Annotated in this window: 13 protein-coding genes and 1 tRNA gene; 1 reads left to right on the top strand and 13 read right to left on the bottom strand. The window is 46.8% G+C overall.

Features of this window, described 5'->3' with window-relative positions:
* Positions 1-113: 113 nt before the first annotated feature.
* Genes hemL through hemA form a run of 6 tightly spaced genes read right to left on the bottom strand, consistent with a single transcriptional unit; the run spans position 114 to position 6,326 of the window.
* Positions 114-1,400 carry a glutamate-1-semialdehyde 2,1-aminomutase gene (hemL, locus tag BLQ44_RS00070; RefSeq protein ID WP_093190510.1) on the bottom strand — a complete coding sequence of 429 codons (1,287 nt, stop codon included), beginning with the start codon at positions 1,398-1,400 and terminating at the stop codon, positions 114-116.
* A 16-nt stretch (positions 1,401-1,416) separates the two neighbouring features.
* Positions 1,417-2,394, bottom strand: coding sequence for a porphobilinogen synthase (gene hemB, locus BLQ44_RS00065; protein WP_093190507.1), 978 nt, complete (start codon positions 2,392-2,394; stop codon positions 1,417-1,419).
* 7 nt (positions 2,395-2,401) lie between these two features.
* Entirely contained in the window at positions 2,402-3,169 is a 768-nt protein-coding gene (locus BLQ44_RS00060) for a uroporphyrinogen-III synthase (RefSeq protein WP_093190505.1), read from the bottom strand.
* The gene (gene hemC, locus BLQ44_RS00055) at positions 3,169-4,098 is read right to left on the bottom strand and encodes a hydroxymethylbilane synthase (protein WP_093190502.1); all 930 of its coding nucleotides are present in this window, start codon (positions 4,096-4,098) and stop codon (positions 3,169-3,171) included. Before hemC ends, BLQ44_RS00060 begins: the two co-directional genes overlap by 1 nt.
* A gap of 18 nt (positions 4,099-4,116) precedes the next feature.
* A complete protein-coding gene (locus BLQ44_RS00050) occupies positions 4,117-4,938 on the bottom strand; it encodes a cytochrome c biogenesis protein (RefSeq protein ID WP_093190499.1) in 822 nt (273 codons plus the stop codon).
* A 14-nt stretch (positions 4,939-4,952) separates the two neighbouring features.
* The gene (gene hemA, locus BLQ44_RS00045) at positions 4,953-6,326 is read right to left on the bottom strand and encodes a glutamyl-tRNA reductase (protein ID WP_093190497.1); all 1,374 of its coding nucleotides are present in this window, start codon (positions 6,324-6,326) and stop codon (positions 4,953-4,955) included.
* Positions 6,327-6,572: 246 nt separating this feature from the next.
* Here hemA and BLQ44_RS00040 point away from each other — a divergent pair, with 246 nt between their 5' ends.
* Complete coding sequence (locus BLQ44_RS00040; RefSeq protein ID WP_093190494.1) at positions 6,573-7,040, top strand: hypothetical protein; 468 nt, start codon at positions 6,573-6,575, stop codon at positions 7,038-7,040.
* 20 nt (positions 7,041-7,060) lie between these two features.
* Here the strand turns inward: BLQ44_RS00040 and BLQ44_RS00035 are convergent, their stop codons facing one another.
* From BLQ44_RS00035 to BLQ44_RS00005, 7 genes are all read right to left on the bottom strand, one after another.
* Positions 7,061-7,795 carry an amino acid ABC transporter ATP-binding protein gene (locus tag BLQ44_RS00035; RefSeq protein ID WP_093190492.1) on the bottom strand — a complete coding sequence of 245 codons (735 nt, stop codon included), beginning with the start codon at positions 7,793-7,795 and terminating at the stop codon, positions 7,061-7,063.
* 58 nt (positions 7,796-7,853) lie between these two features.
* Positions 7,854-8,441 carry a ribosome biogenesis GTP-binding protein YihA/YsxC gene (gene yihA, locus BLQ44_RS00030; RefSeq protein WP_093190489.1) on the bottom strand — a complete coding sequence of 196 codons (588 nt, stop codon included), beginning with the start codon at positions 8,439-8,441 and terminating at the stop codon, positions 7,854-7,856.
* Positions 8,428-10,761, bottom strand: a complete 2,334-nt coding sequence (gene lon / locus BLQ44_RS00025) for an endopeptidase La (RefSeq protein WP_093190487.1) — start codon at positions 10,759-10,761, stop codon at positions 8,428-8,430. The genes yihA and lon overlap by 14 nt, the downstream gene beginning before the upstream one ends.
* Positions 10,762-10,904: 143 nt before the next feature.
* Positions 10,905-12,176, bottom strand: a complete 1,272-nt coding sequence (gene clpX, locus BLQ44_RS00020) for an ATP-dependent protease ATP-binding subunit ClpX (protein ID WP_093190484.1) — start codon at positions 12,174-12,176, stop codon at positions 10,905-10,907.
* 276 nt (positions 12,177-12,452) lie between these two features.
* On the bottom strand, positions 12,453-13,739 hold the full coding sequence (tig, locus tag BLQ44_RS00015; protein ID WP_093190482.1) for a trigger factor: 1,287 nt from the start codon (positions 13,737-13,739) through the stop codon (positions 12,453-12,455).
* 131 nt (positions 13,740-13,870) lie between these two features.
* Positions 13,871-14,851, bottom strand: coding sequence for a hypothetical protein (locus BLQ44_RS00010; RefSeq protein WP_093190479.1), 981 nt, complete (start codon positions 14,849-14,851; stop codon positions 13,871-13,873).
* Positions 14,852-15,022: 171 nt separating this feature from the next.
* A tRNA-OTHER gene (locus BLQ44_RS00005) sits at positions 15,023-15,094 on the bottom strand.
* Positions 15,095-15,112: the final 18 nt, after the last annotated feature.

Genomic DNA, 15,112 nt, shown 5'->3' with positions numbered 1-15,112 from the left:
AGAACATTCATAGTCTTTATATTCTATGAAAGTAAAAAGGAAGATATGAAACATAAAGGAGCTCGCCACGAAAAAAGCCGGGATTCCTTATCTAAGGAACCCCGGCTGACACTTTATTTCAGTTTGGCGAATACTTTTTTCGCAGCTTCGATCGTCTTCTCGATATCTTCATCGGTATGAGCTGTAGATAGGAACAACCCTTCGAATTGGGATGGAGGCAAGAAAATCCCTTCCTCGATCATTCCCTGATAGTAAGCAGCGAAGCGGTCCGTATCAGAGTTCGAAGCCGTTTCGAAATCGATGACGTCGTTTTCGTTGAAGAAGACACCGACCATCGATCCTGCACGATTGACGGCAAGCGGGATGTCGTTCTCTTCTGCCGCTTCCTTATATCCTTCAATTAGGCGGTCGACCTTCTTCTCGATCGCAATGTATTCTTCTTCGGTCATCTGCTTCAACGTTTCATACCCGGCTGTCATAGCAAGCGGGTTTCCGGATAGAGTACCGGCTTGATACACATCGCCGGTCGGAGCGACAGTTTCCATGATTTCACGTTTGCCGCCGTAAGCGCCTACCGGAAGACCACCACCGATGACTTTTCCTAGGCAAGTCATATCAGGGGTCACACCGAAATGGCCTTGCGCACTGTTGTAGCCGACGCGGAAGCCGGTCATCACTTCGTCGAAAATGAGGACGGTGCCATGCTCGGATGTGATATTTCTGAGTTCCTGAAGAAATTCATTTCTCGGAGGTACGACACCCATGTTCCCGGAAACAGGCTCTACGATGACGGCAGCCAGATCGTCTCCGTACTGTTCAAATGCGTAACGTACGCTTTCCATGTCGTTATAAGGAACGGTGATCGTCGTTTCAGCCGTAGATGCCGGTACGCCTGGAGAGTCAGGCAGACCTAGGGTCGCAACGCCGGAACCGGCTTTGATCAATAGAGAATCACCGTGACCGTGGTAGTTCCCTACGAATTTAAGGATTTTGTTTCTTCCGGTATAGCCACGTGCCGCACGCAATGCACTCATCGTAGCTTCCGTCCCGGAGTTCACCATGCGCACCATTTCAATCGATGGGACGCGGTCGATGACGAGCTCTGCAAGTTTGTTTTCCATCACGGTAGGTGTGCCGAAGCTTGTCCCGTTCGCCGTCGTTTCCTGCAATGACTGGACAACCTGTTCATTCGCATGCCCCAAGATGAGCGGCCCCCAGCTCAGGACGTAATCGACATATTCATTGCCATCGATATCCGTAATTTTCGATCCTTTTCCCTTTTCCATGAAAATCGGATCCATCTTCACGGAATTGAAAGCACGGACCGGAGAATTCACCCCGCCCGGCATCACTTGTTCTGCTGTTTTGAATTGTTCAATGGATTTATCGAAATTCTTCATTGTGCCACCACCTTCATCAGGATTCTTTCAGCCATCTTGCCATATCTTTGGCATGATACGTTACGATCAAATCTGCACCGGCACGCTTCATGGAGAGAAGTTTCTCTGTCACGATCGCTTTCTCATCCACCCAACCTTCCTTGGCCGCCGCTTTGATCATCGAATATTCTCCGCTTACGTTATAAGCGACGATCGGAACGTTTGAATTATCTCTCGTCTCCCGCATGATATCAAGGTAACTGAGCGCCGGCTTCACGATAAGGAAGTCCGCACCCTCCTCAAGGTCCGATGCGACTTCTCTTTTCGCCTCAAGACGATTCGCAGGATCCATCTGATACGCTTTGCGATCTCCGAATTGCGGGGCACTGTGAGCAGCATCCCGGAATGGTCCGTAAAACGCAGAGGCATATTTGACGGCATAAGACATGATAGGAATGTTCGGATATCCTTCTTCATCGAGTGCTTTTCTGATGTACGCGACGAAGCCATCCATCATGTTCGATGGTGCGATGATGTCTGCACCAGCTTTTGCCTGAGTGACGGCCGTCTTAGCGAGAAGTTCCAGAGACATATCATTTTCGATGACGCCATCTCTTATCACGCCGCAGTGACCATGGTCTGTGTATTGACAAAGACAGGTGTCCGCGACGACCGTCAATTCCGGAGCGTACTCTTTGATGAAACGGATCGACTCCTGGACGATGCCGTGATCATGGTACGCTTCTTTTCCGTATGGGTCTTTCTCTTCCGGTACACCGAATACGATAACCGAGGTAAGTCCGAGTCCAACGATTTCATCAATCTCTTCTTTCAGATTGTCGTAGGCCACCTGGTACACGCCTGGCATCGACCGGACGTCATTGTTGTCTTTCGCCCCCTCTATGACGAATAGAGGGAAAATGAAATCTTCAGGATTCAGATGGGTCTCTCTTATCATAGAACGTATCGAAGGCGTCTGTCTGAGCCTTCTGTGTCTCTTGAAATCATTGGTCATGTCAGGGTCATCCTCTCTCTTTGAAATGCTCTTCCATTTTGTCGACAAGAGCTTCTGCTGTATAAATCGAAGGGGTGTAGACTTCTTGGAACCCCGCTTCTGATGCACGTTTTTCTGTCGTCGGTCCGATACAGAAACAAGGGATTCGAAGTGCTTCTTCGAAATGATTTCCGATCAGTTCAAGGAAAGCTTCTACTTGAGATGGACTGAAAAAGGTAAGAGCATCAACTCCCCCATGTTCGAACACTTCTCTCAAACGGCTTCCATTCTCTTCAACTATTAACGTATCATACGCAGTCATGGAATCGAAAGAAATACGCTGCTTCTTCATTCCTTCAGGCAAGGTAACTCTTGAGCGATTTCCCCGGATGTGCAGCACCCTTTCGCCCTCATGCAGTTTCGGCAACCATTCTTCCACCAGTGCCTCCGCTGTAAATTCAGAAGGCACAAACGCTACATGGAGCCCTTCCTTCTTCAACGCATGTTCCGTTTTCTTCCCGACTGCGGCATAGGTTAAATGAGGCGGAAAGTAGCCTATGTACTCCTCAACTAATTCTTTATAGAACCTCACGCCGTTTGTACTGGTGATGATCACCCAATCATACTGATCAAGCTGGCTCAAAATTTGAGCATTGCGAGCATCTCTTCTTTTAACAAAAGTAAGCAGAGGGACGACCAGCGTCTTTGCCCCTCTGCTTTCCAGTCGTTCCTTCAAGCTACCCGACTGTTCCTCCGCCCGGGTAATCAGCACTCTTTTGCCGAGCAGCATGGACATTACTGGTCATACTCCTCTTTCGCATCTTCGATGATTTTCGCAGCTCCCCGCTCTCTCAGAAGATCCGCTGCAACTTTACCGACCTCGATCGCATCCTTGCCTGAAACGATTTCATGCAGAATGGTTTCCCCGTCCGGCGTTCCGACGAGTGCCGAGAGAGTAAATTCGTCCCCTTCACGGTACGCATAGCCTCCGATCGGTACCTGACACCCACCGTTCAGGTCATGAAGAAACTTACGTTCAGCAGCAACGGTCGCTTCTGTATACTCATGATTCAGCTGAGCCACTAGGTTTCTCAGTTCTTCATCCTCATCACGACACTGGATAGCGAGCGCTCCCTGGCCTACAGCCGGCACGCATACATCCGGTTCGAGGAATTCAGTAACGACTTCTTCGGTCCAGCCCATACGTTTCAAGCCGGCAGCAGCGAGAACGATCGCGTCGAAGTCCTCTTCTCTCAGTTTGCGCGAGCGGGTATCGATGTTTCCGCGAATCCATTTCACCTCAACGTCCGGGCGTACGGCTTTGATCTGCGCGGAACGTCTCAAACTGCTGGTACCGACGATGGCACCCTCCGGCAGATCTTTCAAGGTGACGTGATCATTCGAAACGAACGCATCTCTATGATCTTCACGGAGCGGCACAGATGCAAGCGACAACCCTTCTGTCACGACAGCGGGCATATCCTTCATACTATGAACCGCCATATCGATATCCTTATCGAACATAGCATTTTCGATCTCTTTGATGAAAAGCCCTTTGCCGCCGACTTTCGATAGCGTCACGTTCAGAATTTCATCGCCTCTCGTAGAGATACGTTTGATTTCGAATTCATAAGAAGGATCTATACGCTTGAGTTGATCAATCACCCATTCCGTCTGTTTGATAGCTAATTGACTCTTTCTTGATCCGATAACGATTTTACGCATAATAGTCCTCCTAAAAAGTTAAAAATGAAAGTTCGATAACGAACTGAATAGAAAAAAGTTGATCAATAGAAGCATGAACGCTCCTACGTTGAAAATGGAAATAAGTCTTCCCTGGTATCCCTGCACCACTTTCAGAAACAGCCAGATCATATAAACGATGAAGACGATTATCGAGCCGACTGTTTTGAAATCCATCCAGTAAAAGACATCTTCGGAGACGTATCCCCAGACGACGCCCAGTACAATAGCGATCAGCAGAAGCGGGACCGCGAGCACGATGAATAAGTACGATAACTTTTCAAGCTTCGCCAAATCCCCTAAGCGCACTAAGCGATTCCGCCATTTCTTGCTTTTCAACCAGCGGTACTGCAATAGATAAAGAACAGAGAAAATAAAAGAAAGGGTGAAGAATCCGTATGAAATGATAGCAAGCGAAATGTGTACGACCAGCATTTCATTGACGAGTTCGACCCCTCCGCGTCCCATACTATTCGACGCCCTGCTCATCAGATGGATGATCATGACCGAAAATCCGATCACATTCGTGAAGAATATGATGAAATCGATACGGAACAGTTTGTTAAGTACGAGAGAAAAGGTGACAAGAATCCAGGCATAAAAATAAAGACCGTCATAAACGGTCATGACAGGAAAATCATCCCTGATAAAAATCTGCGATAACAAAAAGAATGTCTGTAAAATCCAGACGATTCCAAGCAACCAGAAAGCGATTCTATTCGCTCTCCGGTCTCCCTGGATAAAATCTATGAAATAGCCGGTCAGACTCAGGCCATACAGTAAAATGATAAGTTCATAAATCCACTTAAGGTCCAGTGTCATAGGTTGTCCACCTTTTATGCCTGTGTCATCTGTTGTAACGCGGGAAAGGACAACGTCCCTTCCTCATCGACCTTTGCGGCGTGGTTATTTTTCTCTTCCTGCTTTTTTATTTGCTGTTCCACTTCTTCCTCGATACCGAAGATTTGTGTGAGCAATTGGAGAGATTCTTCTGCTCCAGGTTCATTGGCAAGCTCTTTCGCCTGCGTAATCGGTTCTTTGAGAAGCTGGTTCACGATACTCTTCGTGTGTTTGTTCAAAACTTTTTTTTCACGGTCAGTCAATTCAGGAAGCTTGCGTTCGATGCTTTCCATCGTTTCTGCCTGAATGCCGAGTGCTTTTTGGCGAAGAGCGGAAATTACCGGAACAACGCCGAGGGTCTGCAACCATTCTTTGAATTCGACGATTTCCTGTTCGATGATCAGTTCGATCGCTTCAGCAGCCTTTTTCCTTTCGGCGAGGTTCTCATCCACGATTCCCTGCAGGTCATCGATATCATAAAGAAACATGCTTTCAAGATCTGCAATGGCAGGATCCAGATCGCGCGGCACAGCAATATCCACAAAGAATAAAGGTTTCCCCTTTCTTCTCTTATGCGCTCTGTCCACCATCTCTTTGGTGACGACGTACTGATCAGAACCTGTAGAACTGATCACGATATCCGCGCGCTGAAGAAGCTCATCGAGAGAAGCCATCGTCCCTGCTTTGCCGGAAAACTGTTCGGCTACTGTCTCTGCTTTTTCAAGCGTGCGGTTCAGTACCGTAACCTCACCTACGCCGAAACCGTGAAGGTTCTTCGCAGCCAGTTCACCCATTTTCCCAGCACCGATGATCGCTACGTGCTTATCTTTTAATTCACCGAAGATTTTCTTCGATAGTTCAACCGCTGCATAACTTACGGAAACGGCATTTTCCCCGATTCCCGTGTCCTTATGACCTCTCTTGGCCATAGTGATCGCCTGCTTGAACAATTGATTGAAGACTGTACCGGTTGTCCCGGAGTCTTGAGATGATTGAAAAGCCTGCTTCACTTGCCCGAGAATCTGGGTTTCCCCCAAAACCATAGAATCCAGGCCTGCCGTAACCCTCATCAAATGTTCCATTGCGCCGTCTGCTTCATATACAATCAGATGCGGCGAGAACTCCTGCTTCTCTAGCCCGAACCACTGCTCCAGAAAGTCTTTGATGTAATAACGTCCCGTATGTAACTGGTCCGCCACTACATAGATTTCTGTGCGGTTACAGGTGGATAATATGACGTTTTCCAGAATGCTTTTCTGGTTATTCAAAGCTTTCATCGCTTCAGCATGATCCGCTTCAGAAAACGTTAATTTTTCCCGGACAGCAAGAGGGGCGGTGCGGTAGTTTATACTTACAGCTAACATATGCATAACATATACCCCCATCATGTTTCCCGTACCTTATCACAAGTTCATCCCTACTATTATAACACGAATATTCGTCGTTGTTAGACCAATTTTTTGAACAGAATATGAAGGTGTTATGATACGATGGTAGGGAAGATTCAAAAAATTCACTATCAGATTAGAATTAATTTAAATAAGCTCTGTATGTAATATATCAAAAGCATTCCCATTTCACAAGAAAATTACACTTCAGGAAGAGAGGTTCTTCTCATGAAACGGTATTATTTTCTACTGGCCATCATATTATCTGCAGTCGGGCTCCATTTTTTCCTGGAGCAGATCCCCATTCCGGTCATACAGAATTGGGGAATCAACGGGTCTTTGCTACTCTTTCTTTTTATTGGATTATTCATTCACGCGAGACGGGCAAGAGATGAAATCCTGGCATTTTTCTCCTCTTTCCTTCTTCTCGTTTTATGGCAGAACTATACGGAAGCAAACATAGGGATATGGCCCACGCACTGGGGGGTGTATATCATCTACATCGGGGTTGCTCTGGCTCTTGCAAGAAAACAGAAGATCGCAATCATTCCTATAGCGATCGGCCTGGGCATTCTATTCATTCCTGCGATTGAATCGTTGTTCTTTTTCGTTCCCACGATCATCCGGTACATAGAAACCTATTACAGCATTCTATTCCTGCTGCTAGCAGGCTACTACTTCTATCAACAAAAATAAGACAGCCGTGAGTCGGCTGTCTAAACGTACATGGATTGCAGGAATTGTTTCGTGCGTTCTTCTTTCGGGTTCTCGAATATTTCCTCTGGAGTTCCCTCTTCCACGACTCTGCCGTCATGCATGTAAACGACACGATCTGCCACTTCTTTTGCGAAACGCATCTCATGGGTGACGACGACCATCGTCATCCCCTCCTTCGCGAGCGTCTTCATTGTATGAAGCACTTCACCTACGAGTTCAGGGTCAAGCGCTGATGTCGGTTCGTCAAAGAGCATGATGGAAGGATTCATCGCCAGTGCTCTTGCGATAGCCACGCGCTGCTTCTGTCCTCCTGACAAACGACTCGGGAAGACATTCCCTTTGTCTTCAAGTCCCACTTTATTCAAGAGATCTTCCGCCGTTTCTTTCGCCTGCTTTTTATTCAGCTTCTTTACCTGCACAGGCGCTTCCATGATGTTCTCCAGCACCGTTTTATGCGGAAACAGATGAAAATGCTGAAACACCATCCCTATATTCTGTCTTACTTCATTCAATTTATCTTTTCTGCTATCCACCAGGCTTCCATGGAGAGAAATATCCCCACTGTCTTTCATCTCGAGGAAGTTCAGGCAGCGCAGTAGCGTACTCTTCCCTGACCCGCTGGCGCCGATCAGAACGACCACTTCCCCTTCCTGGACTTCGAAGTCGATGTCTTTCAATACGTGTAAGTCTCCGAACGACTTGTTCAACTTTTCGACGTTGATGATTTGTGACACGCTTTCCTCTCCTTTCCAAATAAAGAGAAAACCCCTCCCGTAGAGAGAGGAGTTTCTGCTACATTTTCAAATGCGAGCGTAGGGACTTCCAAGCTTCATCTTTACCTTCTCCGGTTTCCGCAGAGAAAAGGATGAGCGGATCTTCCTCTTCCACTTCGAGCACTTCCCGGATCAGCTTTTCCTGAGCCGGTCGTTTCCCTTTTTTCACCTTGTCCATCTTCGTCGCGATGATGGTCACCGGCAGATCGTAATATTTGAAGTAATCGTACATCATACAGTCTTCGTCTGTCGGTTCATGTCTCAGATCTACGACGAGCACAGCGGAAACAAGCTGCTCCCGCTCCCCGAAGTACTCATCCATCATCTTCCCCCACTTGGCACGCTCCTTCTTGGATACTTTCGCATAGCCGTAACCAGGAACGTCCACGAAATGAAACGCATCATTGATGATATAGAAGTTGAGCGTCTGCGTTTTTCCAGGCTTCTGGGAGGTACGAGCCAGATTCTTACGCTGAATCATATTATTGATGAACGACGATTTTCCGACATTGGATCGCCCCGCTAGAGCGATCTCAGGAATCTGATCCGTCGGATACTGCTTTTTACTTACGGCACTTATCACGATATCTGCACTATGAACTCTCATTCGTCTCACCTATCAATGCTACCTCCAGGACTTCATCCAAGTGTTTGACAGGAATGAAGGTCAGCCCTTCCCTTACACTATCAGGAATATCCTCAAGGTCTTTGTTGTTTTCTGCAGGGATGATGATCTTAGTCAATCCGGCACGGTGGGCACTCAATGCTTTCTGCTTCAGGCCACCGATCGGCAACACACGTCCACGAAGCGTGATTTCTCCCGTCATCCCCACTTCCCGGGATACAGCTCTGCCTGTCAACGCAGAAACGAGAGCCGTCGCCATCGTAATACCTGCGGAAGGTCCATCTTTCGGCGTAGCCCCTGCCGGAACGTGGATATGGATATCGTTCTTCTCGACGAAATCATGATCGATCTTCAGCTCATCTGCCCGAGAGCGGATGTAACTGAATGCTGCCTGAGCCGACTCTTTCATCACGTCTCCAAGTTTCCCGGTAAGCGTCAGATTCCCTTTACCAGGGGAAATGGAAACTTCGATGGATAGGGTGTCACCGCCGGCGGCTGTATAAGCGAGACCTGTAGCGGCTCCGACCTGATCTTCAAGCTCTGCCTGACCATAGCGGAACTTAGGACGACCGATCAGTTCTTCCACCATCTTCTCGGTTACAATCACCCGCTTCTTCTCTCCGGAAACGATGACTTTAGCAGCCTTACGACAGATATTAGCGATCTCTCTCTCCAGGCCACGCACACCTGCTTCTTTCGTATAACGGCGGATCAGTTTCAACAGCGCATCATCGCGGACCTGGATCTGACTCTTCTTCAGTCCGTTCTCCTTGATCTGTTTGTTCAGGAGGTGCTCCTTCGCGATATGCAGCTTCTCGACCTCGGTATATCCTGCAATCTGTATGACTTCCATACGGTCCATCAGCGGCCCGGGTATCGTCGACATGGTATTGGCCGTCGCTATGAATAGCACATTGGACAGGTCATACGTTTCTTCGATGAAATGGTCGCTGAACGTAGAGTTCTGTTCAGGATCGAGGACTTCAAGCATCGCAGAGGAAGGGTCTCCTCTGAAGTCGCTTGCCATCTTATCTATTTCATCCAGAAGAAATACGGGATTGATCGTCTCCCCACGCTTCATTCCCTGAATGATCCGTCCCGGCATCGCTCCGATGTATGTACGTCTATGACCGCGGATTTCCGCTTCATCCCGTACACCACCCAAAGAAATACGCACGAAGTTCCGGTTGACTGCTCTAGCAATGGATTTCGCCAGAGACGTTTTCCCGACCCCTGGTGGGCCGACCAGACAAAGAATCGGCCCCTTGATGGACTGAGTCAACTGCTGCACAGCCAGGTATTCAAGGACGCGTTCCTTCACCTGTTCAAGACCGTAGTGGTCTTCATCCAGAATCTTTTCCGCATGAGGGACGTCCAGGTTATCTTCCGTTTCCGTCGTCCACGGCAGTACGACGAGCCATTCGATGTAGTTACGGATGACGGAGCTCTCGGCTGAGCTTTGAGGTATCTTTTCGTACCTTCTCAGTTCTTTGAGAGCGACGAGCTCCACTCTTTCCGGCATATTCGCATTCTCGATCTTTTCTTTGAGTTCAGCCACTTCCCCGGATTTTCCGTCTTTATCTCCGAGCTCATTCTGAATAGCCTTCATCTGTTCACGAAGATAGTATTCCTTCTGGGTCCGTTCCATCGACTTCTTCACTCGCTGGCCGATTTTCTGTTCGATCTGCAATACTTCTCTTTCATTACCGATGATGTCGATAATCCGCTGAAGACGCTGCTTCACTTCATAGATCTCGAGGATTTCCTGCTTCTCTTTTACTTTGATGGGCAGATGGGAAGCGACCATGTCAGCAAGATGGGAAGGATCATCGATATCTGAAAGGGTGTTATACGTTTCCTGAGTCACTTTCTTCGAGATTTTCACGTACTTCTCGAATTGTTCCAATAGCGTACGCATAAGTGCCTCTTCTTCATTCTGATCCCCATGTACGTCCTCCAACTTGGCAACGACCGCTTCGAAGAACTCGTCATTTTCTTTGATACCTTCCACTTCTGCTCTGTCTACACCTTCCACGAGCACGCGGTGGGTACCATTCGGAAGTTTGACCATTTGTTTTACAAGAGCTATGGTACCGATGTCGAACAAATCTTCACTTTGGGGTTCATCAATATTCGTTTCTTTTTGTGCAATTAACATAACATGATTATCGTCAAGCATCGCTTCTTCAAGAGCTCTTACGGATTTCTCCCGTCCCACATCCAGGTGAAGGACCATGGAAGGATAGACAAGCAATCCTCTGAGCGGCAAAAGAGGATAGGTTATCAACTGTTTATCTGCCATTACGTGCACCTCCGACTTTCTCTTCCTATTGTTATTAATCGTTTCTAAGATTATGTATCCGTGATGTAGCTATTTCCAGAAAAAAAGGTAAAAGAGAAGCCGCGCTTACTCTAGCGCGGCTAAGCTCTTTATCACCTGAGGACTCAGGCACTTTTTGGACTTTTCGGTTCTTCCACCGTACCATCCGTCAAGATGAGACGAGGACGGCCGCCTTCCATCTGTACCGTTTCTTTTGTTATGACACATTTCTCGATATCATCTCTTGAAGGAAGATCGAACATGACATCGAGCATGATGCCTTCGATGATGGAACGAAGACCACGGGCACCGGTCTTACGTTCGATAGCGAGACGGGAAATTTCACGTAGCGCCTCATCTTCGAATTCAAGCTCCACATTATCGATATCAAGAAGCTTCTGATATTGCTTCACAAGCGCGTTCTTCGGCTGTGTAAGGATATCTACGAGCGCATCTTCATCCAGCTGCTCGAGACTTCCGATGACCGGAAGACGTCCGATGAATTCAGGAATCAACCCGTAGCTGAGCAAGTCTTCAGGAAGCACTTTTGTAAGAAGTTCCTGCTTCTCCGCATCAGACTTGGACTGTTCCGAGCCGAAACCGATGACTTTACGTCCCAGACGACGTTTGATGATCTGATCGATACCATCAAACGCTCCACCTACGATGAACAGGATGTTCGTCGTATCGATCTGGATGAATTCTTGATGAGGATGCTTACGTCCACCTTGTGGAGGTACGCTAGCCTGAGTTCCTTCAAGAATCTTGAGAAGCGCCTGCTGGACACCTTCTCCGGAGACGTCCCGGGTAATGGACGGGTTCTCGGATTTACGGGCCACTTTATCGATCTCATCGATATAAATGATACCTTTCTCCGCTTTTTCTACATCATAATCCGCAGCTTGAATAAGCTTAAGGATGATATTCTCTACGTCTTCACCGACATAACCGGCTTCCGTAAGGGAAGTAGCATCAGCGATAGCGAAAGGAACGTTCAGTATTCTTGCCAGAGTCTGTGCAAGAAGCGTCTTACCGCTACCGGTCGGTCCGAGCATAAGGATGTTACTCTTCGCGAGTTCCACTTCATCATTCTTCGAAGTTGTCGTATTGATACGTTTATAATGGTTATATACAGCAACCGACAAGTTCTTCTTCGCCTGCTCCTGACCAATTACGTAATCATTGAGAATCGTACGGATTTCCTGAGGCTTAGGAACTTCTTTGAATTCCGTTTCCTCTTCGTTTCCGAGTTCCTCTTCTACGATTTCTGTACAAAGTTCAATACACTCGTCACAAATATATACACCAGGTCCGGCTACAAGCTTACGTACCTGATCCTGGCTCTTGCCACAAAACGAGCACTTAAGCTGGCCTTTCTCTTCATTAAATTTAAACATTACTGTCACCCTTTCCGAAATGATGCCAAGGCTATCCGCACTTTCTTTCGCTTATCATACCAAATAACTCGAGAATAAAAAAGTAATAGGCAATTATTTCTTACCTTGCATCACTTATTATTATGTAGAGAGCAGGAAAATAAGTCAAACGCTAAGCTGTATATCTTATATGTATGTTCGGGTAGCGCACTGTATTTATAGTATGACGTTTCTTTCTGAAATTGCAAACGATATGAGAAAACAAGGTGGGAGAGCCCCCACCTTGTTTATTATAAGTTATACCGTTTTGCTGTTCTGCTCCAGAACGTCAATCGCTTTTTGGATTTTCAGATCATCTTTGACCATGTCTGTGTTTCCACCAAGCATCTGTTTCAGGTTGGCAATGTCTGTCTGATACATGGAAGCCATGTTCTCAAGTTCTTTGTCGACATCTTCTTCCGTGATTTCGACATTTTCCGCTTGGGCGATCGCTTCAAGCGTCATGTTCGTTTTCACTCGCTTCTGTGCATCTTCCTTCATTTGCTCGCGAAGCTGGTTATCGTCCTGCCCTGTGAACTGGAAGTACATCTCTTTTGTCATCCCCTGCATTTGCAGACGCTGTTCGAATTCGCTGATCATACGATCAAGCTCGGAATCTACCATTGCGTCAGGGATTTCTACAGATGCGTTATCGCTCGCTTTGTTTACAAGTGTTTCACGCTTCTGGTTTTCAGCTTCCTGTTGCTTCTGCTGCTCGAGGTTCTCGCGTGTCTTCTTCTTGAGTTCATCAAGAGATTCCACTTCTTCGTCGACATCTTTCGCGAATTCATCATCAAGCTCAGGAAGTTCTTTTCCTTTCACTTCATGGATCTTCACTTCGAATGTCGCTTCTTTACCGGCAAGCTCTTCTGCATGATAATCTTCAGGGAATGTTACCGTCACCTGCGTTTCGTCACCGGCTTTTTTGCCTAGAAGCTGTTCTTCGAAACCTGGAATGAATGTACCGGATCCGATTTCCAGAGAATAGTTATCTGCTTGTCCACCTTCGAACGCTTCTCCATCAACGAAGCCTTCGAAATCCATGACGACTGTATCGCCATTTTCGATTTCGCCTTCTTCTTTGACGACAAGCTCCGCCTGGTTCTCCTGCTGACGCTTAAGCTCTTCTTCGACATCTTCGTCTGTAACGTTCGTGTCCGCGTCTTCTACTTCAAGACCTTTGTACTCGCCAAGCTCTACTTCCGGCTTGACTGTAACGTCCGCTGTGAAGATAAGTGGCTGGCCTTTTTCGATCTGATCCACGTCTACATCAGGCTGATCTACAGGTTCGATGCCTGTTTCCTGGACAGCTTCTGTGTATTTTTCCGGAAGGATGATATCAAGAGCATCCTGATAAAGTGCTTCTACACCGAAGCGGCCTTCGAAGATTTTACGTGGTACTTTCCCTTTACGGAAACCAGGTACCTGCACCTGCTTTACCACTTTTTTGAACGCTTGATCTAGCGCCTTATCGAATTCTTCAGCAGATACTTCTACTGTAAGAGTCCCCTGATTGCCTTCTTTCTTTTCCCATTTCGCTGACATAGAAAGTCCCTCCAACGTCTTGTTTTCATTATTTACATGATTCTTGGATATACATGTATACGAATCTAATTTACAACCATTACATTATAACATAAAGTTACCGCGTTTCAACAATAGCGGCCACAAATCTCTCATTCGCCTGTAATCGCCCGGTATTGCTGATTTGCGACTTCAATGTCCTGTTTGTATGACTCGATTTCCGCTTCTATTTTATTAGGTGCCTGCTCCAATTGCAAATACTCATAACCGATCGCTTTGAGTGCCTGGATGATCAGTGGCACTTCTTTCTCTGTCGGAAGAAATGGGTAACGGACATATATGTAACGATAAAGCATAACCGCAATCAACTCATACATAGACGGATGGTTCTGTTCTATGGAAGATAAACGGAATTCTATATGTTTCAGAATGTAGTGGTTCCCCGGCGCATTATTCTCTTCCGGCTTGAAAGTCATCGTTTTGCCGAATTTATGTACTTTAAGCTCCCCTTTCACTTCCTGATGCCGGAACCATTCCAGCACCGCCGTCTTGATGACGGGATGAAGTTCTTCGTTAGTCAGCTGATCTTCGAGGAAATCCTGCTTTCCGTCTAAAGCATGAGACTCCAGTTTCTTTATGAGATTCCACTGGCTATGTAAGTTCCCCTGCTCGAGAGCCTCCTGTAATTCCTGAAAAAGAGAACGTTCTTCTTCCTTCTTATGATTGTCTTCGATATCCTTGCTCACTTTATACATCTGCCACAGTTGCGTCCTTACATCATGCGGTACATCCTCACGGTCCAGCACTTCTTCAACGAGACTCATCAATTCCTTATACTTTCCATCATGGAACAAAATCGTTATGTATATATGTAGATACTGAAAATAATTCCCCTCGGAAAACTTCATCCGATCGAGACAAACCTCTTCGGCTTTCTGATACTCGCCTACACCGACCCAGGCAATGAGAAGGCCGGTCGTCACTTCATCATCGGCTTCTTCATGCTGAAGCAGTGTCTCGAGCGACTGGATCGCTTCTTCATACTTGTGATGCCTGACAGCTTCCAGTCCTTCGTGTCTCAATTTTTCCTTCAATTTCGGAAACAGCACGACTTCTCCTTTGTTGTTTTCCATATTACACCCTTCCCAAGCGTTCATATTTATTTAAGTATGCCCGTTTTTCATTATATCAAACATCTATTTCGAATTGAGAAAAACGCACAATCTTCTATTCCTAGAAAGATCCCATTATTAAAAAACGCTGACCCCCTTGTCTGACAAAGGATTCAGCGTTTAATTAAGCGTCCCAAGTAGGATTCGAACCTACGACCTACAGCTTAGAAGGCTGTTGGTGCCGTTCCACAAGTTATTTTATTGTATCACAAAATGCTTTCG

Source organism: Salimicrobium halophilum (genome assembly GCF_900100295.1).
GTDB classification, from domain to species: domain Bacteria; phylum Bacillota; class Bacilli; order Bacillales; family Halobacillaceae; genus Salimicrobium; species Salimicrobium halophilum.
This window is presented reverse-complemented; position numbering and strand designations above follow the sequence as displayed.